Below are 23,817 nucleotides of genomic sequence, written 5' to 3' on the forward strand. Positions count from 1 at the left end.
CTGCACGTTGCTCGGGGCGAGCCGAATGCGGTGCGCTACGAGCATGGGTTCCTAGTGGTAGCCGCGGTCGTCATACTAAATGAGACCGTGTAGAGTTAAACAAGTTCTGGGCGAACTGCTAAAACCCCTGCGGATAGGTCTCCGGCGGTTCGTCCGAATGCCAGCCGCTGGTGGCGTCGAGCGGCGTCACCGCGCTGCTGCGGTCGATGTGGATCACGGCGTCGAACTGGCGCGGCAGCTGGGCCATGAAGTAGTGGCTGTGGCGCTCGGTGCGCGGCAGGTAGAGCACGCCGATGGCGCGCTCGAGCCGTTCTTCCATCAGGATGTCGCGTGCCGGGCCCGGGTCGCGCAGCGGCAGGAAGAAGCGATCCAGGCCGACGCTGTGCAGCAGGTGCTCGTAGCTGCCGGGCATGCCGGGGCGCACGTGCTTGTGCTCGGCGGGACCATCCCATTCTGACGCGGCCGTGACCCGGCCGTCGTAGGTAGTAAAGCCGATCAGGCAGGCGTCCTCGCCATAAGCCTTGCGCGCCAGTTCGCCCACGTTCCATTCGCCCTGGCGCCCGATCTCGGTGGCGCGCGCGTCGCCGATGTGGGAGTTGTGCTCCCACACGACGATCTTGGCCGGCTTGCCCTCGCGTGAAAGGTGGCGCGCGAGCGCGTCGAGGGTTTCGGCCATGTGGCTGTCGCGCAGGTTCCAGGATGAGATGCGGCCGCGGAACATGGTGCGGTAGTACTCTTCCGCGTTCTTCACCAGGCGCGCGTTCTGCTGTGCGTAGAAGAAGGCGTCTTCGGGATTGGCGCCGTCGGACTGCATGTAGTCGAAGGCGCGCTGCTGCAGTTCCTGCAGCGCCGCATGGACGCCTTTCTGGCATGAGGCAGACAGGCCGACGCTGGCGGCATAGCCGTAGTGCTGGCTGTCCTGGTCGTAGTGGTCGAAGCAGGCGTAGCGGCGCCGGGTTTCTTCGGCGGCCACCGGGTCGACTTCTTCCAGGTAGCGCAGGACTTCCTGGATCGAGGTGAACAGGCTGTACAGGTCGAGTCCGTAGAAGCCGGCCTTGTTATCTCCGGCCGCATCGTTGCGCTTGCGCAGCCATTCGACGAAGTTCAGCACGGAGGTGTTACGCCACATCCAGGCAGGAAAGCGCTCGAAGCCGGACAGGGCGGCGCGCCCGTCCGCGTCCTGCCCTTCGCCGCGCACGTAGCGGTTGACGCGCCAGGCGTCCGGCCAGTCGGCTTCGACGGCGACTGCCGTGAAACCCTTTTCCTCGATCAGGCGCTGCGTGATGCGTGCGCGTTCGTCGTAGAATTCGGCGGTGCCATGGGTAGCTTCGCCAAGCAGCACGAAGCGCGCATCGCCGACGAGCTCGAGCAGCGGGTCGTAATCGGCCGCGCTGCCGGTCAGCGGCCGCGCCGCTGCACGCAGCGCGCCGGTCTCATAGTCGGTGATGGTGGCCATGGCTCGGTTCCCAGATTCAATGCAGGTAGCGGCTGCCGGCCTGCTCGCCCTGGGGAATCATCGGTGCCTGGCCATGCTCGTCCGGGTGCGCCCGCATCGGCGCCATGTTGTCGCTGACACGATAGGTCTTCGGCCGGCTGTTCTGCCAGAGCAGGGCGAGGCCGGCCAGGCCGACCAGCAGGCCGCCGGGCGAGCGCCGCATCAGGCTCAGCAGTCCGAGCATGCCGCCGCCGACCAGGGCCGGATGCGGGCCGTCGGCGCGCTCCTGGTAGCCCGTGTGGACCTCGCTCTTGCGGCCACTCAGGCTGCGCAGCCATTGTCCCAGGGCGCCGCGCGGGTTGCCGTCATCGCGGTCCGAGGCGTAGCTGTCGTAGCGTTCGTAGCTGTTGCGCTCCTGGGCCCGATCCTTGAGGCGTTCGGCGCTGTTCTCGAAGCGCCTGGCCGCGTCCTGGGCGCCGTGGCGGGCGCGTTCGATCACCGGCGCGGCCTGCGTCTGCAGGCGGCCGGCGCCGCGCGCCAATGCGCCGGCGGCGCTGTCCTTCAGGTCGGCCAGGCGGTCGCCGGCGCTGTGCAGGGCGTGGTCGACCGATGCCCCGGTCCGGCTACCTGCGGTGCGCAGCGCGGAATAGGCCCGCGAACGACGCGCGGAGCCGCGTTCGGGGTCAAGCAAGTACATCAGCAGCGCGCCGGCCGCCGCCGCCCCCAGCCATTTGCCCACGTTGCCCATATCGGTACCCGTCTCGGTAGGTATCGGTTTCATGTCCGCTCCTTTCTGTTGTCCTGGTTGCCTTGCCGGGCGGCGGGGCCTGCCCACGCCTGCGCCAGCAAATCCTGTACTTCTTCGTCGTCCGTCTGCCCAAAGGCGCGGTAGTACTGGCCGACCGCATGAAAGCGCGGCGGTGCGAGCGGGCAGACGACTTCGTCGGCTTCCCGTTCGAGGCGCGCGAGGGTAGCGGGCGCGCCCACCGGCGCCGCCACGACCAGCCGCGCCACCTGCTGACCGCGCACGACCCGGACCGCGGCCAGCATGCTGGCGCCGGTCGCGATGCCGTCGTCGACCAGGATCACGCAGCGCCCCTGCAGCCGCGGCGGCTGCCGCCCGCCCCGGTAGAGGCGATTGCGCCGCTCGAGTTCGGCCAGTTCGCGCGCCGTTACCTGTTCCACCTGTTCCTGCGTCACCCCCATCAGCCCGGGCACGCCCGGCTGCAGCACGCGTACGCCGCCGCTGCCGATCGCACCCATGGCGTACTCCTCGTTGTGGGGCATGCCCAGCTTGCGCACCAGCAGCACATCGAGCTCCGCACCGAGGGCCCTGGCTACTTCGAACGCGACCGGCACGCCGCCACGCGGCAGGCCCAGCACGAGGAGCTCGGGCTGGCCGGCGAGATGACGCAAGCAGCGCGCCAGCTGGCGGCCGGCGTGGGCGCGGTCCTTGTAGCCATCGGTATCCGGCATGGTGCAGCGAGCGAAGGACGTGATCATCGAATGCAATACGGCCGCGCCGCGCCGCGGCAGGGCGCCGCAACGCGGTCAGCGGACCAGGGACAGCGCCACAACCGGCGCTTGGCGCGGGCGACGCTACTGGATGGTCAGGCGGCGTGCTTCAGTACCCTGCTTTTTGGGCAGGCTCAACTGCAGGACGCCGTTCTCGAGCCGTGCCTGAGCCGTACCGTCGTCGACTTCGGTGGGCAGGGCAAAGCTGCGCATGAACCTGCGTGCGGTGCGTTCAGCATACACCACGGTTTCACCCTCACGGCGTTCGTTTGCCGAGCGGCATTCCGCCTCGATCGTGACGCGCTGTCCGTCCACCGACACCTTGACGTCCTCCTTGTTCACGCCGGGAAGTTCGGCCTGGATTTCGTAGGTTTTCTCGGTTTCGCTGACGTCCAGGCGCGGCGTCGCGGCGGCGTCGCCCGCCCATTGCCCGCCCTGGGCGAGCGGGGCGAAGAAGTCCTGGAACATGCTCTCGACCATGCGTCCGAACTGGTCCTCGACGGCACCAGGGCGGTAGGCCGGGAGCGCGGCATTGCCTCTCCTGATGAGATTCATGATGGCCTCCATGGATGAACATTGACGCGGCCGGCGGGGGCCGGCAGTTCATTTATAGGACGAAGTTGGCCAGTTTTCAAGCGGGCCGGACGGGCTCACACAGCGGAAGGCAAACAGCCGGGGTCAGGTCTGACATGTGGACACGAGCTCTGCCTGGACGCAGTTGTTATTGTTGAGCTCGTGTCCGATTGTCAGACCTGACCCAGGCTTGTTCAGGATTGCTTGGTACTGTAGACAGCATTGGTGCAGCACCGAACCGATCCACTTCCTTTCCCCGACGTATGGTGAAAACTGACCAGAACCAAGCGAGCTTGATCGCTACTTCATTCCTGAACCACACTGATCGGAAGCCTCATGCAAAAGTACAAAGCAGCCATGTTGGGAGGAGTCGTTGCCGGCGTCGTGACGACCGCATTCATGTTTGCAGGCCGCAAGAGCGGACTGCTGACCAAGACCCTGGACCGCGACGCGGTCGACTGGATTGATCGCACGACCGGATCGCGCGAGGTGATTGGAGACGCTGGCACGAGCGTCGTCGAATTCGCCAACCACCTTGGCGCATCCGCGGCGTTCGGCGCAGCCTTGCCAAAACTGCGGGAATGGGCTCCTGGCCTGTCGCCAACAGCGTTAGGCGTGCTGTACGGTTCCGCGCTGTACGCCGTGAACATCGGCGGCATTGCACCAGTGCTCGGCATTACGGAAGGCGAGGTGAAGGCCGGTCCACGCAAGGCCGGCGAACGTTGGGCCGTCCATGTGCTGCAGGCCGTGGTGACTGCGCTGGTGGCTGAACGGCTGGAGCGGCAGCGCCGGTGGTGAACAGGCTGCCCGTCCGGCCAGGGACGGGCAGTATAGGCGCCACTGCGATGCGCCGATGTGCCTGCATCAGCGCCTTTGCAGACCGTGGAGTCCGGTAGTCGCGTCGCGCCCTCAGCCCAGCAGGCGCCGGTGGAAACGCAGGTGATCCTCGATGAAGGTCGAGATGAAGTAGTAGCCGTGGTCGTAGCCCTCGTGGCGGCGGAGCGTGAGCGGCTGGCCGGCGCGGGCGCAGGCTTCCTCGAAGGCTTCCGGATACAGCTGCTCGGCGAGGAATTTGTCGGCCAGGCCCTGGTCGATCAGGATCCCGCCGGGGAAAGGCGCTTCCGTCATCGCGCTCATCAGTTCGGTCGCATCGTACGCGCGCCAGGCTGCCTCATCGGCGCCCAGGTAGCCGCCGAAGGCCTTCTTGCCCCACGGGCTGCGCATGGGCGCGGCGATCGGCGCAAAGGCCGATACCGAGCGGAACAGCCCGGGATTGCGCAGCGCCATCATCAAGGCGCCATGGCCGCCCATCGAGTGGCCGAAGATGCCTACCCGCGCCGGATCGGCCGGCAAGCTCGCCAGCACCAGTTCGCGCAGCTCCAGGATGTGGCTGTACATGCGGTAGTGCCGCGCCCATGGTTCTTGCGTCGCGTCGACGTAGAAGCCGGCGCCCGCGCCGAAGTCCCAGCTATCGGTCTCGCCCGGCACGCCGGCGCCGCGCGGGCTGGTGTCGGGGGTAACCAGGATCAGGCCTTCCTCGGCCGCGATGCGTTGGGCGCCGGCCTTGATCATGAAAGTCTCTTCGATGCAGGTCAGCCCGGCGAGGTAGAACACTACGGGCAGGCGCTTGCCTTCGGCGCCGGGCGGCAGGTAGACGGAAAAGCGCATCGGCAGGCCGATGGCCTTCGAATCGACACGGTAGAAACGCTGGAGGCCGCCGAAGCAGGCATGTTCGCTGAGCAGTTCAGGCATGGTTGTGCTGGATGAGTGGTCAATCCCGCAAGTATGCCCTGCGCGGTGCATGCTTGCCAGTCAGACGAATCCGAGCGCGCCGACCAGGGCCCCGGCGCCGAGCATCCACAGCAGGTGCAGGCGGGTGCGCCAGATGACCAGGCAGCTCAGCAGCGCCAGCAGCCAGGTGGGCCAGCCGGCGAGGTGCGCACCGGCGCCGGCGCCGGCAAGCAGCCAGCTGGTCGCCAGCAGCATGCCGATCACGACCGGCGCCATGCCCAGGCGGAAGGCGCGCACCGCGCGCCGCTCGCGATTGCGGTGGCCCCACTGGGCAACCTGGTAGTTGAGGATGGAGGAGGGCAGCAGGATGGCAGCCATGGTCACGGCCACGCCGGCAAAGGCGGCGGCCAGGCTGCCGGTGTTCATGCCCAGGTGCCAGCCCATCAGCGCCACGAACAGCACATTCGGACCGGGCGCGGCCTGGGCCAGCGCAATCGCGTCGCTGAACTGCGACTGGCTCAGCCAGCCTTCCTCCTGCACCAGGAAGCGCTGCATGTCGGCGGTGACGGAGATCGCGCCGCCGAACTGCAGCAGCGACAGCATCAGGAAGTGGACGAGCAGGCTCAGCCAGTCGTGCCAGCCGAGCGCCAGCGGGGCCGTCATGCGCGCAAACGGCGCCAGGCCAGCAGGCAGCCGAACCCGCCCACGGTCGGCAGCACCCACACCAGCGGCGCACGCAGCCAGGCCAGCAGCACGAAGCTGGCGGCCACCAGGGCGAGCGACCAGGGCAGGGGAATCGGGTTCCGGGCGAGCGCCGTGGCCAGGCGCAGGCCGGCCGCCGCGATCAGCCCGGCCGACACCGCCGCCATGCCGCGCAGGGCGCCGGCGACCATGGGATGTGCGGCGTAGCGCGCGTGCAGGGCTGCCAGCAGCAGCACCAGCGCCAGCGGCACCACCAGCAGGCCGGCCACCGCGACGAAGGCCCCGGCCGGGCCGAACCAGCGCGCGCCGATCATGATCGACAGGTTGACCACGTTCGGCCCCGGCATGATCTGCGCAACGGCCCAGTCTTCGATGAACTCGTCCTGCGTCAGCCAGCGCTTGCGCTCGACGAGCTCGCGCTGCACGACCGCCAGCACGCCGCCGAAGCCCTGCAGGGCCAGGACGGTGAAGGATACGAACAGGTCGGCAAGCGAGCTAGGGCGGGAGCGCTCGGACGGCGCGATGGAAGGCGAGGCAGTCATCGGAAAATTATCGCCGCCCCAGGCGTGTCCCGTCCATGCGTTTCGGGCTCAGCCTCCGCCAATGCCGCGCATGACCTTGCCGCTGCCGCCGCAGTTGGGGCAGGTCTTGCCGTCGACCTTGCCGCTGCCGGCGCAGTCTTCGCACACGTCTTCGCCGGCGCCGGGCGTGCCGGGTTCCGCTTCATCGCCGGGATTCAGGTCGGGATCGGGATGCATGCTCATGGAGTCCTCGCAGTGGTTGGTGGCGCGGCCATTGTAGGCGCGGCCCGGCAGAGGCGGCGCAGCGCAGGCGCGGCATGCGGTGCCGAGCACGAAGCGGGAACGCACGGATTGATTCGCATCAGATATTGACATTGTTCGCGCTTCCCCCATACTTTCGTGCAGCCGCACCCCCTCCGTCCAGAAAGGTCAGGCGCACGATGAATTCCCTTTGCAGCTCCCCGAGCAATCCAGACGGCGCCAGTAGCGCCGATAGCCGGCGCGACCTGCGCCAGCGCGACATCGTGGACGACGGCATCGCCCTGATGCGCGTTGCCGGCACCCTGTCCGCACTCGAATACCTCAAGTCGCGTGCCGTCGATGGACGCATCATCGCCCGCGTGCTGCTCGACCCTGCGCGGCGCCGGCTCAGCCCGGGCCAGGCGCTCGCCTGACTCGTAGCGTCCTGCGGTGCGGGTCATCCGTGGTTCACGGAAACGGGCTTATGCACAAAAAATTCCTGATATTAATTTTGTATTTTTATGCGGCGTGCATGCGACAGGCCCACGTAAGCCCTTGATTTCTGGGGCTATCGGGGCTGCCTTCCCAATAGGCAAATTGTTGAAAGCCGCACGGATGGCCGCGTTTGGCATGTCAAGCCCCCGCTTTTCCACATAGTTATTCACAGACTTTGTGGATATCCGGAAAACTTTTTAAGTATTAACTACTTAGCACGACTTCTGCATGTAATCCATGACCTGATCAAAGGAAAATCGGTCTTTCAATCGTGCGCGGACTTGCAATGCGCCGAATTTCGACTTGCACAAGAGAACTGGATAAATGTACAGTATGGCATTTCCACGTTCCGCCTGCCATGTCTGCCGTCCTCGACCAGCCCGCCACCGACGATCCTTTCGCCGGCCTGAATGCCGAACAGCGCGCCGCGGTCGAACACGACGTCGGCGCCGACAATGTGCGCCCCCTGCTGGTGGTGGCCGGCGCCGGTTCGGGCAAGACCAATACCTTGGCGCATCGCGTTGCGCGCCTGATCGGGGCGGGCGCCGATCCGCAGCGCATCCTGCTGCTGACCTTTTCGCGCCGTGCCGCCGGCGAGATGGGCCAGCGTGCCAGCGGCGTGCTGCAGCGGCTGCTTGGCAAGGGCGGGACGCAGGCCCAGGTCACGCTGCCCTGGGCCGGCACCTTCCACGCGATCGGCGCGCGCCTGCTGCGCCAGTATGCGGGCCGCATTGGTTTGGACGAATCCTTCACCATCCACGACCGCGGCGACTCGGAAGACCTGATGGGACTGGTGCGCCACGAGATCGGCCTGTCGAATACGGAGAAGCGATTCCCCCTGAAGGGTACCTGCCTGTCGATCTACTCGCGCGTGGTCAACAGCCGCGAGCCTTTGGCGTCGGTGCTGCAGTCCACCTTCCCCTGGTGCAGCGAATGGGAAGAGCAGCTCAAGCGCCTGTTCGGCGCCTATGTCGACGCCAAGCAGGAGCAGAACGTGCTCGACTACGACGACCTGCTGCTGTTCTGGGCCGAGATGGCGGCGGACCCGGAGCTGGGGCTGGAGATCGGCGCGCTGTTCGACCACGTGCTGGTCGACGAATACCAGGACACCAACCGCCTGCAGGCCTCCATCATTACCGGGATGAAGCCGGACGGGAAGGGCGTGATGGTGGTCGGCGACGACGCGCAGTCGATCTACGCCTTCCGCGGTGCGACGGTGCGCAACATCCTCGACTTTCCGAAACAGTTCACCCAGCCCGCAACGCTCATCACGCTCGAGCGCAACTACCGCTCGACCCAGACGATCCTGGACGCGTCCAACGCCGTCATCGCAGCCAGCAGGGAGCGCCATGCCAAGACATTGTGGACCGACAAGCCGTCCAGCCTCAAGCCCCAGCTGGTGCTGATCCCGGACGAAGCGCAGCAGGCGCGCTGGGTCTGCAATCGCATCCTCGAACATCGCGAGGCGGGCATCGCCCTGAAGTCGCAGGCGGTGCTGTTCCGTGCCGCCAGCCACAGCGCGGCGCTGGAGCTGGAATTGATGCGGCGGAACATCCCCTTCGTGAAATTCGGCGGCCTGAAGTTCCTGGAAGCCGCCCACATCAAGGACGTGCTGGCGGTGCTGCGCTTCGCCCAGAATCCGAATGGGCGTATGGCGGGCTTCCGCGTGGCCCAGCTGATTCCGGGGATTGGCCCGGCGACCGCCACCCGCCTGCTCGATGCGGTGGGCGAAGCCACCGATCCGGCGGCGGCGGTGGAAGGCTTCGCCGCGCCCGGCAAGAGCCAGGACGATTGGGCCGCCTTCAGCGCGCTATACCGGCGCCTGCGCACGCCCGGCGTGCGCTGGCCGGCCGACATCGAGCTGGTCAAGGCGTGGTACTTGCCGCACCTGGAGCGCATGTACGACGACGCCCAGGTGCGCGCCGCCGACGTCGAGCAGCTGACCCAGCTTGCCGGCGGCCACGCGACGCGCGAGAGCTTCCTGGCCGAGATCACCCTCGACCCGCCCGAGGCCACCAGCGACCGTGCGGGTCCTCCGCTGCTCGACGACGACTACCTGATCCTGTCGACCATCCACTCCAGCAAGGGACAGGAGTGGAAGTCGGTGCACGTGCTGAACGTGGTGGACGGCTGCATCCCTTCGGACATGAGTACCGGGAACCAGGACGACATCGAGGAAGAACGGCGCCTGCTGTACGTGGCCATGACGCGCGCCCGCGAGCACCTGCAGCTGGTGCTGCCGCACCGCTTCTTCATCAAGCAGCAGGCCGCGATGGGCGACCGTCACGTGTATGCGGCGCGCACCCGCTTCATCACGCCGGCCATGCTCAAGCATTTCGAGGAAACGACCTGGCTCGATGCGGATTCCCAGCAGCTGCGCAAGCCGGTACCGGAGAGCGTGCGCATGCTGGTCAGGGAGCGCGCCAGGAACGCGTGGAAATGAGCGCAGATCGACCCATTTTAGGGACTTATCCCCCGTGAGGCGGTTTTGTAGGAATTTGCTGTAGGAGTGCACACTGCACGAAAGTAGTGCTATACCAAGTCATTGATTTTTATAGGTTTTCATTTTGCCTGCGGAACGGGCAATTTGTTGAAACCCGCATCGTTACTGGAGTTTCGGCTTGTCAAGTAGTGCTTTTCCACATCTTTATCCACAGTTCTTGTGGATATTGAAGAATGTTCAATTGGATCAAGCACTTAGCTTTGTAGATTGACTTGGATCAATGTTTAGCGCCTCTGCCAGCAGACGCAGCGCGGCAAGCGCGCCCAACTCGAGTGCAATACCGTTCCGTACCGCCGCTGCCCGTGGATTGATCCGGATGACGGGCATGCCCTGGGCTTCGGCCATGCGCCGCACCGAGGGGATGTCGACGCCGGCGCCCAGCTCGATCACAGCCGGCCGCTTGAGGTCCGCGCGCCAGCGCGCGAAGCGCTCCATCTGCGCTTCGCTCCTTTCAGGCAGCCAGGCCCCATCATTGAACATCAGGATGTTCGGCCGCGCCATCGCGCCACAGCGCGGGCAGCGCGGCAACGCCGAGACCAGCCGGCACTGCGCCATGTCGACGCTGGGCGCGACGCTGTCGGCAGGCCAGATGGCATCAACGCAGGGGCGCGTGCACTGCAGGTGGTGGATCGAGCCGTGGTATTCGACGATCGCATCGGGGGCGAAGCCGGCGCGCTGGAACTGGCCGTCGACGTTGCTGGTGAAGACGAAGCTGCCGTGCGCCATGCGTGTGCCGATCGCGCGCAGGATACCGAAGCCGGCGTGCGGCCTTGTTGCGCGGTACAGGGCCAGGCGGTGGCCATAGAAGCCCCAAGCCAGGCGCGCGTCGGTCTCGAAGCCGTCGGGGCAGGCGATCTCGTGGAAGGCCAGGCCCAGGCGCCCGAGCGGCGGATAGGCGCGCCAGAAGCCCTCGGTGCCGCGGAAGTCAGGCAGGCCCGAATCCACGCCCATGCCGGCGCCAGCCGCGATTAGCAAGCCGTCGGCAGCGGCCACGAGCGCGGCCGCTTGCCGTATGGCGTCCTCATGCGCCATGGCCGGCCTCGCGCTTGAGGCGTTCGAGTTCGGCCAGGAAGCGCTCCGCCGCGACGCCGGGCGGCCACGGCTCCCACGGGGTGCAGCCGTAATGCGCGGCCAAGGGGTCCTGGTCCAGCACGTCGGCGCGGATCTTGAGGGTGCGCCGCACTTCGTCGCGGGTCCAGCCGGTCACGTGCACCGCTTCGCTCGCGGCGGCAAGGCGGTCGGCCTGCTTGTGCAGCCGGTGTTCCTTCTCGGTCCAGGCCGGCAGCCCATAGCGCAGGAAGACCATGTGCTCGAGCCGCTGCGTCAGGGCGCGGAAGCCCTCGCCCAGGAAGGGCTTGATCACCGAGATGGCGTCGAAGCCGAGCAGGCCTTCTTCGGCGTCGTGCAGCAGTTCGCGCAATTCCTGCACCGGCGTGCTCGCCGGGGCCATGGCGCGGCGCAGCAGCATGACGGCGATCGAGTGCTGGGCCACCGACAGTGGCAGGGGCCAGGCCGAATGCCCGCCCCAGCGATAGGTACGCGCCAGGCCCAGGGCCAGGTCGGCGTCGTCCCAGTCGAAGGGAGTGGGGTTCAGCAGGTCCAGGCGCTTTCCTGAAGGCATGCGGACCCAGGCGCGTGTATTGGCGAGTGCGTCGGCGCTGGCAGTGTTGTGCATGTGCCGATTTTACACACGGGCTGGCGCATTCTCCGCATAATTGATGCAGGCAAATGCGCCGTTGCACCGGGCTCCTACACTGGACCGGCCAGGCGGGTCAGACCGCGTAAGGGAGGCGATATGCAGGATGCGGACGGGAAGCGGAACGATCGCCTCGATTGCGACGTGCTGGTGGTCGGCGGCGGCATCAATGGCGCCGGCATCGCGCGCGACCTGGCCGGGCGCGGCCTGAAGGTGATCCTGTGCGACAAGGACGACCTCGGATCGCATACCTCCTCGGCGTCCAGCAAGCTGGTCCACGGCGGCCTGCGCTACCTCGAGCACCGCGAATTCGGCCTGGTGCGCAAGGCGCTGGCCGAGCGCGAAGTGCTGCTGTGCAGCGCGCCGCACATCATGCGACCGCTGCGCTTCGTGATGCCCCACGACAGCGCCCAGCGGCCGGCCTGGCTGATCCGCGCCGGCCTGTTCCTGTACGACCGCCTGGCGCCGCGCGCCTTCCTGCCGCCCTCGCGTGGAGTAGCGCTGGCGGGGCACCCCGCCGGCGGTGCGCTCAAGCCGGTCTTCACGCGCGGTTTCGTGTATTCCGACGGCTGGGTCGACGACGCCCGCCTGGTGCTGCTGAACGCACTCGACGCCCACGAGCGCGGGGCCACCATCCTGACCCACACGCGCTGCACGGCGTTCGAGCGCCATCCCTCACACTGGATGGCGACGCTGGTGGAGGCGGACTGCCGCCGGCGCGTGCGGGCGCGCTGCCTGGTCAATGCCGCCGGGCCGTGGGCGGCCGAGGTGGCGCAGGCTGCCACCGGCGCTGCGCCGCTGCGCCGCCTGCGCCTTGTGAAGGGCAGCCACATCGTGGTGCCGCGCCTGTTCGACCACCAGTACGCCTACATCTTCCAGCACCCGGACGGCCGCATCGTCTTCGCCATGCCCTACGAAGGCGCGTTCACCCTGATCGGCACCACCGACGTCGAATTCGGTGGCGACCCGGACAGGGTCGCGATCGCCGGCAGCGAGACGGATTACCTGTGCGAGCTCGCCAATCGTTATTTCCGCCAGCAGATCACGCCCGCCGACGTGGTCTGGAGCTATTCGGGCGTGCGCCCGCTGCTGGAGGACGAGGCGGCCAGTGCGAGCGCCGCCACGCGCGACTATTCGCTCGGGCACGACCAGTCCGCTGCGCCGCTCCTGTCGGTCTTTGGCGGCAAGATCACCACCTACCGCCGGCTGGCCGAGGAAGCCGGCGACTGGATCAGCGGCGCGCTCGGTCGTGCGCAGCCGGGGTGGACGGGGAAGGCCGTGCTGCCGGGCGCCGACCTGTTCGGCAGCCTGCCCGACAGCCGCGGCGTGCTCGAATTCGACGGCTGGCTGGACGGCTTCGCGCGCCGCCATCCCTGGCTGCCGACGGAGCTGGCCCAGCGCTGGGGGCGCGCCTACGGCACCCGTGTCGAGACCCTGCTGGCAGGGGCGACCGGCATGCTGGACCTGGGCGAGGCGGTGGCGCCCGGCCTCTACGCGGCCGAACTGCGCTACCTGATGCGGCACGAATGGGCCGCCTGCGCCGAGGACGTGCTGTGGCGGCGCTCCAAGCTGGGCCTGCACATGGCCCCTGGCCATGCGCGGACCATCGACGCGTGGATGCGCGTAGCTCGCGCGGAGGCGGGCGCGCCCTTGACCGAATCGGTTTGAGCCGCGCTATCATGGGCGCTTCTGCCCAAGGATAAAACCGTTCATGCGCCTTTACACCAGCCCCCGTGCGCCCAACCCGCGCCGCGTCACCATGTTCATCGCCGCCAAAGGCATCGACGGCATCGAGCTGGTCGACGTCGACCTGAACGCCGGCGGCCACCGCACGGCCGAATTCACTTCCCTGAACCCGCTGGCGCGGGTGCCGGTGCTGGTGCTCGACGACGGCCGCGCGCTGAGCGAAACGCGGGCGATCTGCACCTACCTCGAAGGCCTGTATCCGGAGCCGAACCTGATGGGGGTGGATGCGACCGAGCGCGCCTTCATCGAGATGGCGGACCGCCGCATGGAGCTGCACCTGATGCTGGAAACGGCGCTGTGCGTGCGCCACACGCATCCGGGGCTGGCGGTGCTCGAGCAGCCGCAGTTCCCGGACTTCGGCGCGGCGCAGGGGCAAAAGATGCGTGCGACGGCGCGCTGGCTCGATGGCGAGCTGGCCAAACATCCTTACGTGGCGGGGGAACGCTTCACGATCGCCGATATCACGGCCTTCTGCACGCTGGAGTTCGCGCGGGGATTGTTGAAGTTCCGGCCGGGGGAGGAGGGGATGCCGCACCTGCAGGCGTGGCGCGACCGGATTGCAGCGGAGTACTGACCGCGTGGGCAGGGTGTTTCAGGCCAGTGGCCTGAAACACAAATGCCCACCCTACAGCGTCCGGCCGTCCGTAGGGTGGGCGGGTCTTCCGCCCACGCGGTCAACAGGAAGGAAAATCACCGCACGCGCTTATACCACCCGCCATCCTCGAACAACGGCACGTAATCCGCCATCCCCGCATCCGCCGGCGCCAGCTCGCGGTCCAGTCCCAGCACCCCGAACAGCGACAGGCTGTCGCGGAACAGGCGCAGCACGCGCTGGCGTAGCACCGGTCCGAAGTCGGGCAGGGCGCGGCGGCAGACGATGCCGTGGAACTCCTGGAACGAGGCGTCCGTCACCAGGCTGTACTGCGCCCAGGTGATGCGCTCGCGCAGGCGCGGCAGCAGGCGCGCTTCGCCGTTCGAGACCTCGAAGTAGTCGGCCAGGCGGCCGTTGCCGCCGCTGGCCTCGTACTGCGGCTGCGACTGCGTCAGCTGCGCCACCGGCAAGCTAGCGTTGCGCACCTCGAACAGCAGCTCGTCGCTGGCGACGGTGGCGAACACCTCCGTGCGTCCGTACAGCTTTTCCTCGGCCAGCAGGATTGCCAGCGTCCAGGCCTCGGCCACGCCGGCCGGCTCGGCCAGCCAGACCTTGGGCAGGGCGGTCGGACGCAGGCTGTCGCCAAGGGCGGCGCGCAGGCGGCGCGTGTCCTCGGGCAGGTCGAACAGCGGCGCCTGCGGCACCGCCAATACCCGCAGCACGTCCTGGGCGGCGCCCGCTTCGTGCAGCACCCGCTCCTGCAGGCTGGAGATGGTCGCCAGCCCGCGCGCCTGCAATAGTGCCAGCAGGCGCTCGCGCAGGCGCGGCCGGGCGTAGCCACGGAAATCGAAACCGAAGCGCTGGTACACGGCTTCCAGCAGCAGCTCGATCTCGAGTTCCTCGGTCGCCTGGGCGGCGGCAAACCCGCTCCAGGCGCTCAGCTCGCCCATCAGTGCAACCAGACGCGCATCATCGACAGCAGCTGGGCCACATCGACCGGCTTGGTGATGTAGTCCGAGGCGCCAGCGGCGATGCACTTGTCGCGGTCACCCTTCATCGCTTTCGCGGTCAGGGTAATGATCGGCAGCGAACGGAACTTCGGAATGCGGCGGATCGCCCGCATCGTGTCGTAGCCGTCCATCTCCGGCATCATGATGTCCATCAGGACGATCTCGATGGTCGGATCCTTCTCCAGCACTTCGATGCCGTCACGGCCGTTCTCGGCGAACAGCACCTGCATCTGCTGGCGCTCCAGCAGCGTGGACAGCGCGAAGATGTTGCGCAGGTCGTCGTCGACGATCAGGACCTTGCGGCCCGCTAGGCCGCCGTCGGCCGCGTGGATCTCTTCCAGCATGCGGCGCTGGTTTTCCGGCAGGCTGGCCTGCGAACGGTGCAGGAACAGCGCGGTCTCGTCCAGCAGGCGCTCCGGCGAGCGGGCGTCCTTCATGACGATGGTTTTCGCATAGCGCTTGAGCTTGGTGACTTCCTTGCGCGAGAGTTCCTTGGCGGTGTAGATCACCACCGGCAGGTCGCGCAGGCGCTCGTTGCCGCCGATGCGGTCCAGCAGGTCGAAGCCCGAGATGTCAGGCAGGGTCAGGTCCAGCACCATGCAGTCGAAGTGCGAGCTTTCCAGCGCTTCCATCGCGGCGGCGCCGGTATCGACGGTCACCATGTGGATGTCGGCGTTGCCGATCAGGTTCACGATCGACTCGCGCTGGGCCATGTCGTCTTCCACCACCAGCAGCGAGCGCTTGCCGCCCATCAGGAACTTCTGGATGCGCTTGAATTCTTCCTGCAGGGCTTCGCGGCCCACCGGCTTGTTGATGTACGAGATCGCACCCTGGCGCAGCGCGCGCTCGCGCTCGCGCAGCGAGGACATCACGTGCACCGGGATGTGGCGGGTGTTCGGGTCGCGCTTGAGGCGGTCGAGCACCGTGAAGCCATCGATGTCCGGCAGGTCGATGTCGAGCAGGATCGCGGACGGCAGGTAGTCGCGCGCCAGCGACAGGGCCGAATCGCCGCGCTGGGTGACGATGGCCTTGAAGTTCTTCTCGCGGGCGAAGTCGAGCAGGACCTTGGCGAAGCGCTCGTCGTCTTCCACGATCAGCACCGACGGATCGCCCGGGGTCACCAGGCCGCGGTCGTCCAGCACCGACGAGTATTCGACCACCGAACTGGTGTCGCCCAGTTCGACTGTCGCCACGTCGACGCTTGCCTGCACCACCGGCTGGTAGGACACGGTGGTGGCAGTGCTTGCCGGCGGCGGGGCCAGGCGTGCCGGCTGCGGCTGGCGGGTCTGCTCGTAGTTGACGAAACCGGCGCGGTTGTATGGCAGGTACAGCGTGAAGGTGGAGCCGACGTTGACCGTGGACTCGACGCGGATCTCGCCGCCCAGCAGGCGCGCCAGTTCGCGCGAGATCGACAGGCCCAGGCCGGTGCCGCCGTACTTACGGGCGGTGGAGCCGTCGGCCTGCTGGAATGCCTCGAAGATCAGCTGCAGCTTGTCGGCCGGGATGCCGACACCAGTGTCGCGCACCGAGAAGGCCAGCACGGCGTCGGCGTGCACCAGGTTCGGGTGGTCGTGGGTCCAGCCGCTGTTCACGAGGCTAATGCTCATCGAGACGGTGCCGTGGCTGGTGAACTTGAACGCGTTCGACAGCAGGTTCTTCAAGACCTGCTGCAGGCGCGTGGTATCGGTCATCACCGCGGTCGGCAGGTTGTCCGCCAGGTCGACCTCGAAGCCGAGGTGCTTGGCTTCGGCCATGTGGCGGAAGGTGCGGTCCACGTAGTTGCGCAGGTTCGAGAAGCGGTATTCCGACACGTCCAGCGTGACGGTACCGGACTCGATCTTCGACAGGTCCAGAATGTCGTTAATCAGGGTCAGCAGGTCTGAACCGGAGCCGTGGATGGTCTTTGCGAATTCCACCTGGCGGGAAGACAGGTTGCCCTCCGGGTTATCCGACAGCTGCTGCGCCAGGATCAGGAGCGAGTTCAATGGCGTACGCAGTTCGTGCGACATATTCGCCAGGAACTCGGACTTGTACTTGGAGGACAGGGCCAGCTGGGTCGCCTTTTCTTCGAGCGCCAGCTTGGCCTGTTCCACCTCGCGGTTCTTGCGTTCCACCTCGATGTTCTGCTCGGACAGCAGGCGCGCTTTCTCCGCCAGCTCCTGGTTGGTTTGCTGCAGTTCCTGCGCCAGCGACTGCGACTGGGTCAGCAGCGATTCGGTACGGCTGTTCGCTTCGATCGTGTTCAACACCACACCGATCGATTCCATCAGCTGGTCGAGGAAGGACAGGTGGGTTTCGGTGAAGCGGTCGAGCGAGGCGATCTCGATGACCGCCTTGACCTGCTGTTCGAACAGGATCGGCAGCACCACAATGTTGTTCGGCGGCGCCGAACCCAGGCCGGACGAGACCACGATGTAGTCGCGCGGCACGTCGGTCAGCCAGATGCGGGTCTTCTCGAGCGCGCACTGGCCCACCAGGCCTTCGCCCGGCAGGAAGGAGGTCGGCAGCTTGCGGCTGGAACGGTAGCCGTAGGAGGCGATCATGCGCAGGCGTGCGTCGGTCTCCTGCGAGTCCATCATGTAGAACACGCCGTGGTGGGCCGAGACCAGCGGCGCCAGTTCCGACAGAATCAGCTTGGTCACGGCCTGGAGGTCGCGCTGGCCCTGCAGCAGTCGGGTGAAGCGCGCCAGGTTGGTCTTCAGCCAGTCCTGCTGCGCGTTCTTCTGCGTGGTCTCCTTCAGGTTACGGATCATCTCGTTGATGTTGTCCTTCAGGTAGGACACCTCGCCGCGCGCTTCCACCTGGATGCTACGCGAGAGGTCACCACGGGTCACCGCGGTCGCCACCTCACCGATCGCGCGCATCTGGTTGGTCAGGTTTGCCGCCAGCTGGTTGACGTTTTCCGTCAAATCTTTCCAGGTACCCGCCACACCGGACACGTTTGCCTGGCCGCCCAGCTTACCTTCGGTACCCACCTCACGCGCCACACGGGTCACCTCGGATGCGAACGAGGACAACTGGTCCACCATGACGTTGATGGTGTCTTTCAGTTCGAGAATCTCGCCCTTCACGTCCACGGTAATCTTCTTGGACAAGTCACCGCGCGCCACCGCGGTCGTCACCGCCGCGATGTTACGCACCTGGCCCGTCAGGTTCGACGCCATGAAGTTCACGTTATCGGTAAGGTCTTTCCAGGTACCGCCCACTCCTGGAACGTAGGCCTGTCCACCGAGTTTACCTTCCGTCCCCACCTCACGCGCCACGCGGGTCACCTCGGATGCGAACGAGGACAACTGGTCCACCATGACGTTAATGGTGTTCTTCAGTTCGAGAATCTCGCCCTTCACGTCCACTGTAATCTTCTTGGACAGGTCGCCGTTCGCCACCGCGGTGGTCACCTCCGCGATGTTACGCACCTGGCCGGTCAGGTTACCCGCCATGAAGTTCACGTTGTCGGTCAAGTCCTTCCAGGTACCCGCGACGCCGGGCACGTTCGCCTGGCCGCCCAGGCGGCCCTCGGTACCCACTTCACGCGCCACGCGGGTCACCTCGGATGCGAAGGAGTTCAGCTGGTCGACCATCACGTTGATGGTGTTCTTCAGCTCGAGAATCTCGCCCTTCACGTCCACCGTAATCTTCTTGGACAAGTCGCCGTTCGCCACGGCGGTGGTCACGTCCGCGATGTTACGCACCTGGCCGGTCAGGTTACCCGCCATCGAGTTCACCGAGTCGGTCAAGTCCTTCCAGGTACCGCCGACGCCCTTCACCTGCGCCTGGCCGCCCAGCTTGCCCTCGGTACCCACCTCACGCGCCACGCGGGTCACCTCGGATGCGAACGAGGACAACTGGTCCACCATGACGTTAATGGTGTTCTTCAGTTCGAGAATCTCGCCCTTCACGTCCACGGTAATCTTCTTGGACAAGTCGCCGTTCGCCACCGCGGTCGTCACCGCCGCGATGTTACGCACCTGGCCCGTCAGGTTCGACGCCATGAAGTTCACGTTGTCGGTCAAGTCCTTCCAGGTACCGCCGACGCCCGGCACGTAGGCCTGGCCGCCCAGCTTGCCTTCGGTACCCACCTCACGTGCCACACGGGTCACCTCGGATGCGAAGGAGCGCAGCTGGTCCACCATGACGTTGATGGTGTCCTTCAGCTGCAGGATCTCGCCGCGCACGTCCACGGTAATCTTCTTCGACAAGTCGCCGTTCGCCACCGCGGTAGTCACCTCCGCGATGTTACGCACCTGCGAGGTCAGGTTACCCGCCATCGAGTTCACCGAGTCGGTCAAGTCCTTCCAGGTACCCGCCACGCCCTTCACCTGCGCCTGGCCGCCCAGCTTGCCTTCGGTACCCACCTCGCGCGCCACGCGCGTCACTTCGGAGGAGAAGGAGGACAGCTGTTCCACCATGGTGTTCGCGGTCATCGCCGCGCGCAGGTACTGGCCCTTCAGCGGGTGGCCGTCGACTTCCAGCGCCATGGTCTGGGACAGGTCGCCCTTCGCCACCGCGCCGATGACGCGCGCCATCTCGGTGGTCGGACGCACCAGGTCGTCGATCAGGGTGTTGACCGAGCTGATGATGGTGGCCCAGCCGCCGACCACGCCGGGCAGGTCGGCGCGCTGCGTCAGGTGGCCTTCGCGGCCCACCACGCGCGACACGTCGGTAACCGTTTCGACCATCTTCTGCTTGGTTTCGATGATGTCATTCAGGGTGTCGGCGATCTTGCCGGATACCCCAGTCCAGTCCGAGGGCAGCCGCGCCGAGAAGTCGCCTTTTTTCAGCGCCATCAGGGTCGTCAGCAAGAGTTTGACGTCCAACTGTTCGCCCATGTCGGTCATGTTGTTCATCGACTAAATCCTTGTTTCGCGTGTGGGTAAAGAAAGTGAGTGCCGCAGGCGCCGGACGGCGACTGTGAACTGTGAAATGCAGAGAAGATACTCTTGTATAGATTCAAGTCAAGCATCGCGGTTGGCGAATGTTGTGCTGAGCTTAAGAAATCTTGCAGTTTAGAAAACTTTGGGTCGGTAACTGGCGGAGGGTAACGTAAATTCGTTGAACGCCGCGCACGATTGCGCAGTATTGTTGTATTGTCACTACAGCGTCTCCATCTTATGTGTGGCAGATGAGCTCGTCTGCAACATTCTTGAGTATTTACAACGCGAAGTCATTTAGCATAAGGGAGTACGGTCAACCGACTCTGTCCCATGATTGACACTGCATTATTGCTCGAACTGTTGGAAGCCGGAGACGAACGCGCATGGACAGAGCGCTTGTTCAAGCTGGCGCACGCGCTGGGCTTCGATCAGGTGATGTTCAGCGTCATCGCTTCGCGCCATGTGCGTTTCGAAAACGCTTTTACACGCAGCAATTATTCGGCGGAGTGGCGCAATCATTACGATGCCAACGGCTTCGCTTACGTCGATCCGACGATTGTGCACTGCATGTCGCATACCTTGCCCCTGATCTGGGCGCCAACGGCCTTCGGCGGGGACGGCGCCGGGGCCCTGTACGAAGAGGCCAGCGCCCACGGGCTTCGCAGCGGCGTGACGCTGCCGATTCACGGCCCACAGGGCGAACTGGGGATGGTCAGCTTCGCGTCGGACTTGCGGCCCGACGCGTCTTTCGAGCGCCAGCTGCTCGAGACCCTGCCGTCACTGTCCCTGATCCGGGACTATGCCTTTGCTTCGTCCGAACGCTTCCGCGACGCCAGGGTCGAGCCCGAGCTGCCGCGCCTGACCAGGCGCGAGCTCGAGGTCCTGCAGTGGGTCATGCTCGGGAAGTCCTCATGGGAGGTCGCCCGGATCACCAACTGCTCCGAGGCGACCGTCAATTTTCACCTTGCCAACGTGCGCCAGAAATTCGGCGTGAACACGCGCCAGCAGGCGGTCGTCGAGGCAATCGCCCTCGGCCTGCTCACACCTGAAGATCACCATCGCTGACCCTGCCGTTGACGTATAGACGCAACAGGATCGCGACCGGGGGCGGCAGTTCCAGTCCCGTCTCGAACCGGCTGCCGCTCGACTGGGTCACCCCGAAGCGGCTCCAGAACTTCTCCTGACTTTCCCGCTTGGCGATACGCAGGCGCCGCAACTCGTGCGGCTTGTTACGCCTGCCGCCGTCCACCTGCGCCGCCTGCTGCGCTTCCAGTTCCGCGGCCAGTGCTTCGCACATCAATTCGTTTGCCATGTCTGCTCCCTTTCATCGGTGGTTATGCAGTCTGCAAGTATTCCACCGGTGGCGCGCATGGAAACCTAGCAGAGCTGCTAGTTCCCGGCTTGCCCATATTGCATGAACCTTATATGCCAGCAGCATAGCTTTGAACCACCACACACAAGGGGCCGAAAATGAACATGCAGATCAAGATCGCAGCACGTCGTGAATTCAAATCCAAAGACCTGTGGGAAATGCATACCCTGCGCGCCAAGGTGTTCAGCGGGCGCCTGGGCTGGGAAGTGCCCGTCTTGTCGGGCATGGAGATCGACGGCTACGATGCCCTCGATCCGGCGTATATGGTGATGCGGGCACCTGGCGGTCCGCTGCTCGGTTGCTGGCGCCTGCTGCCGACCGAAGGTCCGTACATGCTCAAGGATTCCTTCCCGCAGCTGCTGGAAGGCCGGGAGGCGCCGAGTGACCCGCATATCTGGGAGCTGTCGCGCTTTGCCCTCGAGACCGGCAAGGAAAGCCGCTACGGTTTCTCGGAAATGACCATGCAGTGTTTCGAGGCCGCGGTCCGTTTCGGCATGGAGAACGGCCTGACCCACTTCGTCACTGTCACCACCACCGCGCTGGAACGCCTGACCCGGCGCGCCGGCGTGGTCAGCACCCGCCTGGGCGAGCCGCAAAAGATCGGCATCGAGACCGCGGTGGCCATCTACATCGACGTGCGGGCCACTTATGAAGCGCTGTTCGCCCAGCGCATGGCTTCTTAAGGCTGATCGCGCAACTGGCGTTGGAGGAATGTCCAGGTCAGCGCCCACATGCGCGCTGTCTGGGCATTGTCGGCGGCGCCGGCGTGGCCGCCGTCAAGGTTCTCCCAGTACAGCACGGGATGGCCCTGGTCCAGCATGCGCGCCGCCATCTTGCGCGCATGGCCCGGATGGACCCGGTCGTCGCGGGTCGACGTGGTGAACAGCACGCGCGGGTAGCACTGGTCGGCGCGGACCTGGTGGTAGGGCGAGTAGCGGCCGATCCACGCCCATTCGGCGGGATCGTCCGGGTCGCCGTATTCGCCCATCCAGGAAGCGCCGGCCAGCAGCTGGTGGTAGCGGCGCATGTCCAGCAGCGGCACCTGGCACACCACTGCGTTGAACAGCTCGGGGCGCTGGGTGAGCACGGCGCCGACCAGCAGGCCGCCATTGCTGCCGCCCATGATGCCGAGCCGGCGCGGGCTGCTGATGCCGCGCTCGATGAGGTCTTCGGCCACCGCGATGAAGTCGTCGAAGGCGCGCTGGCGATGTTCCTTGAGCGCGGCCTGGTGCCAGCCCGGGCCGAACTCGCCGCCGCCGCGGATGTTGGCCACCACGTAGACGCCGCCGCTCTCGAGCCAGGCGGCGCCGCTGAGGGCGCCGTAGGAGGGCTTGAGCGACACCTCGAAGCCCCCGTAGCCGTACAGCACCGTCGGGTTGTCGCCATCGAGCCGGGTGTCGCGGCGCATCACGGCGAAATAGGGCACGCGGGTGCCGTCCTTCGATGTCGCCTCGAACTGGTGGACCTGCAGCCCTTCCGCATCGAAGAAGGCGGGCATGGCCTTGAGCGGCTCGCGCATATCTTTTCCTGCTTCGATCAGGTACAGGGTGGACGGCTCCGTGAAACCGGTGGTGGTCAGGAAATAGTGGTTCGAGTCGACCCGGTCGAAGGCCCAGGATTCGAGGGAGCCGATGGCGGGCAGGTCGACGTCGCGCGCCTGCCATTTTTCCCCGCTGCGGCGCAGTTCCACCAGGCGGTTCTTGACCTTGTCGAGGATGGTGAGCAGCAGGGCGTCCCGGGTCACCGTCAGCCCGTCGAGCGAGGTGGTGGGAGAAGGCAGGAACAGGGGCTCGAACTGCGCTGTGCCTTCCAGGTGCGCGTCAAAGCCGGCCGCCAGCAGGGCGCCCTGCGGGTAGCTGCGTCCGCCAATCTCCCAGCTTGACCTCAGTTCGATCACGAGCTGGTCGCGCACCGCGAACGCGTTGGCGTCCTCCGGTTTCGGCACCTTGATCAACACGCCATCGCGTCGCAGGAACAGCTCGCTGCTGTAGAAGCCGATCTGGCGCTGCACGAACTCGCGTTCGAATCCTGGCGTGGCGTCGCGCCAGGCGGAGACCGACAGGTCGTCGAACCCGGCCTCGAATACCGTGGCGGCTTCGCTCAGCGGCGTGCCGCGGCGCCATGCCTTGACGATGCGCGGGTAGCCGGATTCCGTCAGCGAGCCGGGACCGAAGTCGGTGCCGACGAACAGGGTGTCGTGGTCGATCCAGGCCACGTCGCTCTTGGCTTCGGGCAGGGTGAATCCCCCTTGCACGAAAGTGCGTGCGGCCACGTCGAATTCGCGCACGGCATGGGCGTCGCCGCCGCCACGCGAGAGCGACACCAGGCAGCGTTCGCCCCCGGGTTCGAGCCAGGTCACGCCGCCCCAGACCCAGTTTTCGCCTTCGTCGCGCGCGAGCAGGTCGAGGTCGATCAGGATGTCCCAGCTAGGTGCCTCCTTGCGGTACTCGTCCAGCGTGGTGCGGCGCCACAGTCCGCGCGGATGGCCGGCGTCGCGCCAGAAGTTGTACAGCAGGCCGCCATGGCAGCGGCCATACGGGATGCGGTCGGTGGAATCGAGGATGGCGCGCAGGCGCGCCGCAAGGGCGGGGTAGCCGTCTTGCGCCTCCAGTTCGGCTTCGGCGGCGCGCTTCCTGTCCTCGACCCAGGCGCGGGCGCGCTCGCCGTCGACTTCTTCCAGCCAGAGGTAGGGATCATCGAGGGAAGGGCTTGTTTCCTGGGGAACGGATGGTGTCATGGGGGCTTGAGCGAATATGGATGAGCAGCTTGGCCTGCGGATTGCCTATACTAGCAATATCGAGCGGTCGGAACC

The 23,817-nt window shown here is 66.1% G+C and carries 21 protein-coding genes; 7 read left to right on the forward strand and 14 right to left on the reverse strand.

Annotated features, from left to right (window positions below; genetic code table 11):
* Nucleotides 1-118 precede the first annotated feature (118 nt).
* The 4 genes from LK542_RS23000 to LK542_RS23015 all read right to left on the reverse strand — a co-directional run bounded on the left by LK542_RS23000 (nt 119) and on the right by LK542_RS23015 (nt 3,505).
* Nucleotides 119-1,456, reverse strand: coding sequence for an erythromycin esterase family protein (locus LK542_RS23000; protein ID WP_227813736.1), 1,338 nt, complete (start codon nt 1,454-1,456; stop codon nt 119-121).
* 16 nt (nt 1,457-1,472) lie between these two features.
* The gene (locus LK542_RS23005) at nt 1,473-2,216 is read right to left on the reverse strand and encodes a hypothetical protein (RefSeq protein ID WP_227813737.1); all 744 of its coding nucleotides are present in this window, start codon (nt 2,214-2,216) and stop codon (nt 1,473-1,475) included.
* On the reverse strand, nt 2,213-2,938 hold the full coding sequence (locus tag LK542_RS23010) for a phosphoribosyltransferase (protein ID WP_227813784.1): 726 nt from the start codon (nt 2,936-2,938) through the stop codon (nt 2,213-2,215). The genes LK542_RS23005 and LK542_RS23010 overlap by 4 nt, the downstream gene beginning before the upstream one ends.
* Before the next feature lie 96 nt (nt 2,939-3,034).
* The gene (locus tag LK542_RS23015; RefSeq protein ID WP_227813738.1) at nt 3,035-3,505 is read right to left on the reverse strand and encodes an Hsp20/alpha crystallin family protein; all 471 of its coding nucleotides are present in this window, start codon (nt 3,503-3,505) and stop codon (nt 3,035-3,037) included.
* 354 nt (nt 3,506-3,859) lie between these two features.
* Between LK542_RS23015 and LK542_RS23020 the strand changes: the two genes are divergently transcribed.
* Complete coding sequence (locus tag LK542_RS23020; RefSeq protein WP_227813739.1) at nt 3,860-4,321, forward strand: hypothetical protein; 462 nt, start codon at nt 3,860-3,862, stop codon at nt 4,319-4,321.
* A gap of 111 nt (nt 4,322-4,432) precedes the next feature.
* On the opposite strand, the gene fghA is transcribed toward LK542_RS23020, so the two are convergent.
* From fghA to LK542_RS23040, 4 genes are read right to left on the reverse strand one after another with little or no spacing between them, the layout of a single operon-like run.
* A complete protein-coding gene (gene fghA, locus LK542_RS23025; protein WP_227813740.1) occupies nt 4,433-5,275 on the reverse strand; it encodes an S-formylglutathione hydrolase in 843 nt (280 codons plus the stop codon).
* A 60-nt stretch (nt 5,276-5,335) separates the two neighbouring features.
* Nucleotides 5,336-5,917, reverse strand: coding sequence for a chromate transporter (locus LK542_RS23030; protein WP_227813741.1), 582 nt, complete (start codon nt 5,915-5,917; stop codon nt 5,336-5,338).
* A complete protein-coding gene (locus tag LK542_RS23035; protein ID WP_227813742.1) occupies nt 5,914-6,498 on the reverse strand; it encodes a chromate transporter in 585 nt (194 codons plus the stop codon). Before LK542_RS23035 ends, LK542_RS23030 begins: the two co-directional genes overlap by 4 nt.
* A gap of 48 nt (nt 6,499-6,546) precedes the next feature.
* Nucleotides 6,547-6,825, reverse strand: a complete 279-nt coding sequence (locus LK542_RS23040; RefSeq protein WP_227813786.1) for a hypothetical protein — start codon at nt 6,823-6,825, stop codon at nt 6,547-6,549.
* A gap of 92 nt (nt 6,826-6,917) precedes the next feature.
* Between LK542_RS23040 and LK542_RS23045 the strand changes: the two genes are divergently transcribed.
* Both LK542_RS23045 and LK542_RS23050 read left to right on the forward strand, forming a co-directional pair.
* Entirely contained in the window at nt 6,918-7,151 is a 234-nt protein-coding gene (locus LK542_RS23045; RefSeq protein ID WP_227813743.1) for a hypothetical protein, read from the forward strand.
* 419 nt (nt 7,152-7,570) lie between these two features.
* The gene (locus LK542_RS23050) at nt 7,571-9,655 is read left to right on the forward strand and encodes an ATP-dependent helicase (RefSeq protein ID WP_227813744.1); all 2,085 of its coding nucleotides are present in this window, start codon (nt 7,571-7,573) and stop codon (nt 9,653-9,655) included.
* Nucleotides 9,656-9,901: 246 nt separating this feature from the next.
* Here the strand turns inward: LK542_RS23050 and LK542_RS23055 are convergent, their stop codons facing one another.
* Nucleotides 9,902-10,747, reverse strand: coding sequence for a Sir2 family NAD-dependent protein deacetylase (locus LK542_RS23055; RefSeq protein ID WP_227813745.1), 846 nt, complete (start codon nt 10,745-10,747; stop codon nt 9,902-9,904).
* Nucleotides 10,737-11,390, reverse strand: a complete 654-nt coding sequence (locus LK542_RS23060) for a phosphohydrolase (protein ID WP_227813746.1) — start codon at nt 11,388-11,390, stop codon at nt 10,737-10,739. Before LK542_RS23060 ends, LK542_RS23055 begins: the two co-directional genes overlap by 11 nt.
* Before the next feature lie 120 nt (nt 11,391-11,510).
* Here LK542_RS23060 and glpD point away from each other — a divergent pair, with 120 nt between their 5' ends.
* Both glpD and LK542_RS23070 read left to right on the forward strand, forming a co-directional pair.
* A complete protein-coding gene (gene glpD, locus LK542_RS23065) occupies nt 11,511-13,079 on the forward strand; it encodes a glycerol-3-phosphate dehydrogenase (RefSeq protein ID WP_227813747.1) in 1,569 nt (522 codons plus the stop codon).
* Nucleotides 13,080-13,122: 43 nt separating this feature from the next.
* Entirely contained in the window at nt 13,123-13,731 is a 609-nt protein-coding gene (locus tag LK542_RS23070; RefSeq protein WP_227813748.1) for a glutathione S-transferase family protein, read from the forward strand.
* A 116-nt stretch (nt 13,732-13,847) separates the two neighbouring features.
* Here LK542_RS23070 and LK542_RS23075 read toward each other — a convergent pair whose 3' ends face one another.
* A complete protein-coding gene (locus tag LK542_RS23075; protein ID WP_227813749.1) occupies nt 13,848-14,699 on the reverse strand; it encodes a CheR family methyltransferase in 852 nt (283 codons plus the stop codon).
* Complete coding sequence (locus LK542_RS23080) at nt 14,699-19,606, reverse strand: response regulator (RefSeq protein ID WP_227802361.1); 4,908 nt, start codon at nt 19,604-19,606, stop codon at nt 14,699-14,701. The genes LK542_RS23075 and LK542_RS23080 overlap by 1 nt, the downstream gene beginning before the upstream one ends.
* A 357-nt stretch (nt 19,607-19,963) precedes the next feature.
* Between LK542_RS23080 and LK542_RS23085 the strand changes: the two genes are divergently transcribed.
* Nucleotides 19,964-20,698: a LuxR family transcriptional regulator gene (locus tag LK542_RS23085; RefSeq protein ID WP_227813750.1), complete on the forward strand. Its 735-nt coding sequence runs from the start codon at nt 19,964-19,966 to the stop codon at nt 20,696-20,698.
* On the opposite strand, the gene LK542_RS23090 is transcribed toward LK542_RS23085, so the two are convergent.
* Entirely contained in the window at nt 20,673-20,945 is a 273-nt protein-coding gene (locus tag LK542_RS23090; RefSeq protein ID WP_227802363.1) for a DNA-binding transcriptional regulator, read from the reverse strand. The two genes, LK542_RS23085 and LK542_RS23090, sit on opposite strands and share 26 nt — an antisense overlap.
* Nucleotides 20,946-21,103: 158 nt before the next feature.
* Here LK542_RS23090 and LK542_RS23095 point away from each other — a divergent pair, with 158 nt between their 5' ends.
* Nucleotides 21,104-21,688, forward strand: coding sequence for an acyl-homoserine-lactone synthase (locus LK542_RS23095; protein WP_307728993.1), 585 nt, complete (start codon nt 21,104-21,106; stop codon nt 21,686-21,688).
* On the opposite strand, the gene LK542_RS23100 is transcribed toward LK542_RS23095, so the two are convergent.
* Nucleotides 21,685-23,742 carry a prolyl oligopeptidase family protein gene (locus LK542_RS23100; RefSeq protein ID WP_227813751.1) on the reverse strand — a complete coding sequence of 686 codons (2,058 nt, stop codon included), beginning with the start codon at nt 23,740-23,742 and terminating at the stop codon, nt 21,685-21,687. The genes LK542_RS23095 and LK542_RS23100 overlap by 4 nt on opposite strands.
* Nucleotides 23,743-23,817: the final 75 nt, after the last annotated feature.

Source organism: Massilia sp. IC2-477, from assembly GCF_020707265.1.
Lineage (GTDB): Bacteria > Pseudomonadota > Gammaproteobacteria > Burkholderiales > Burkholderiaceae_D > Telluria.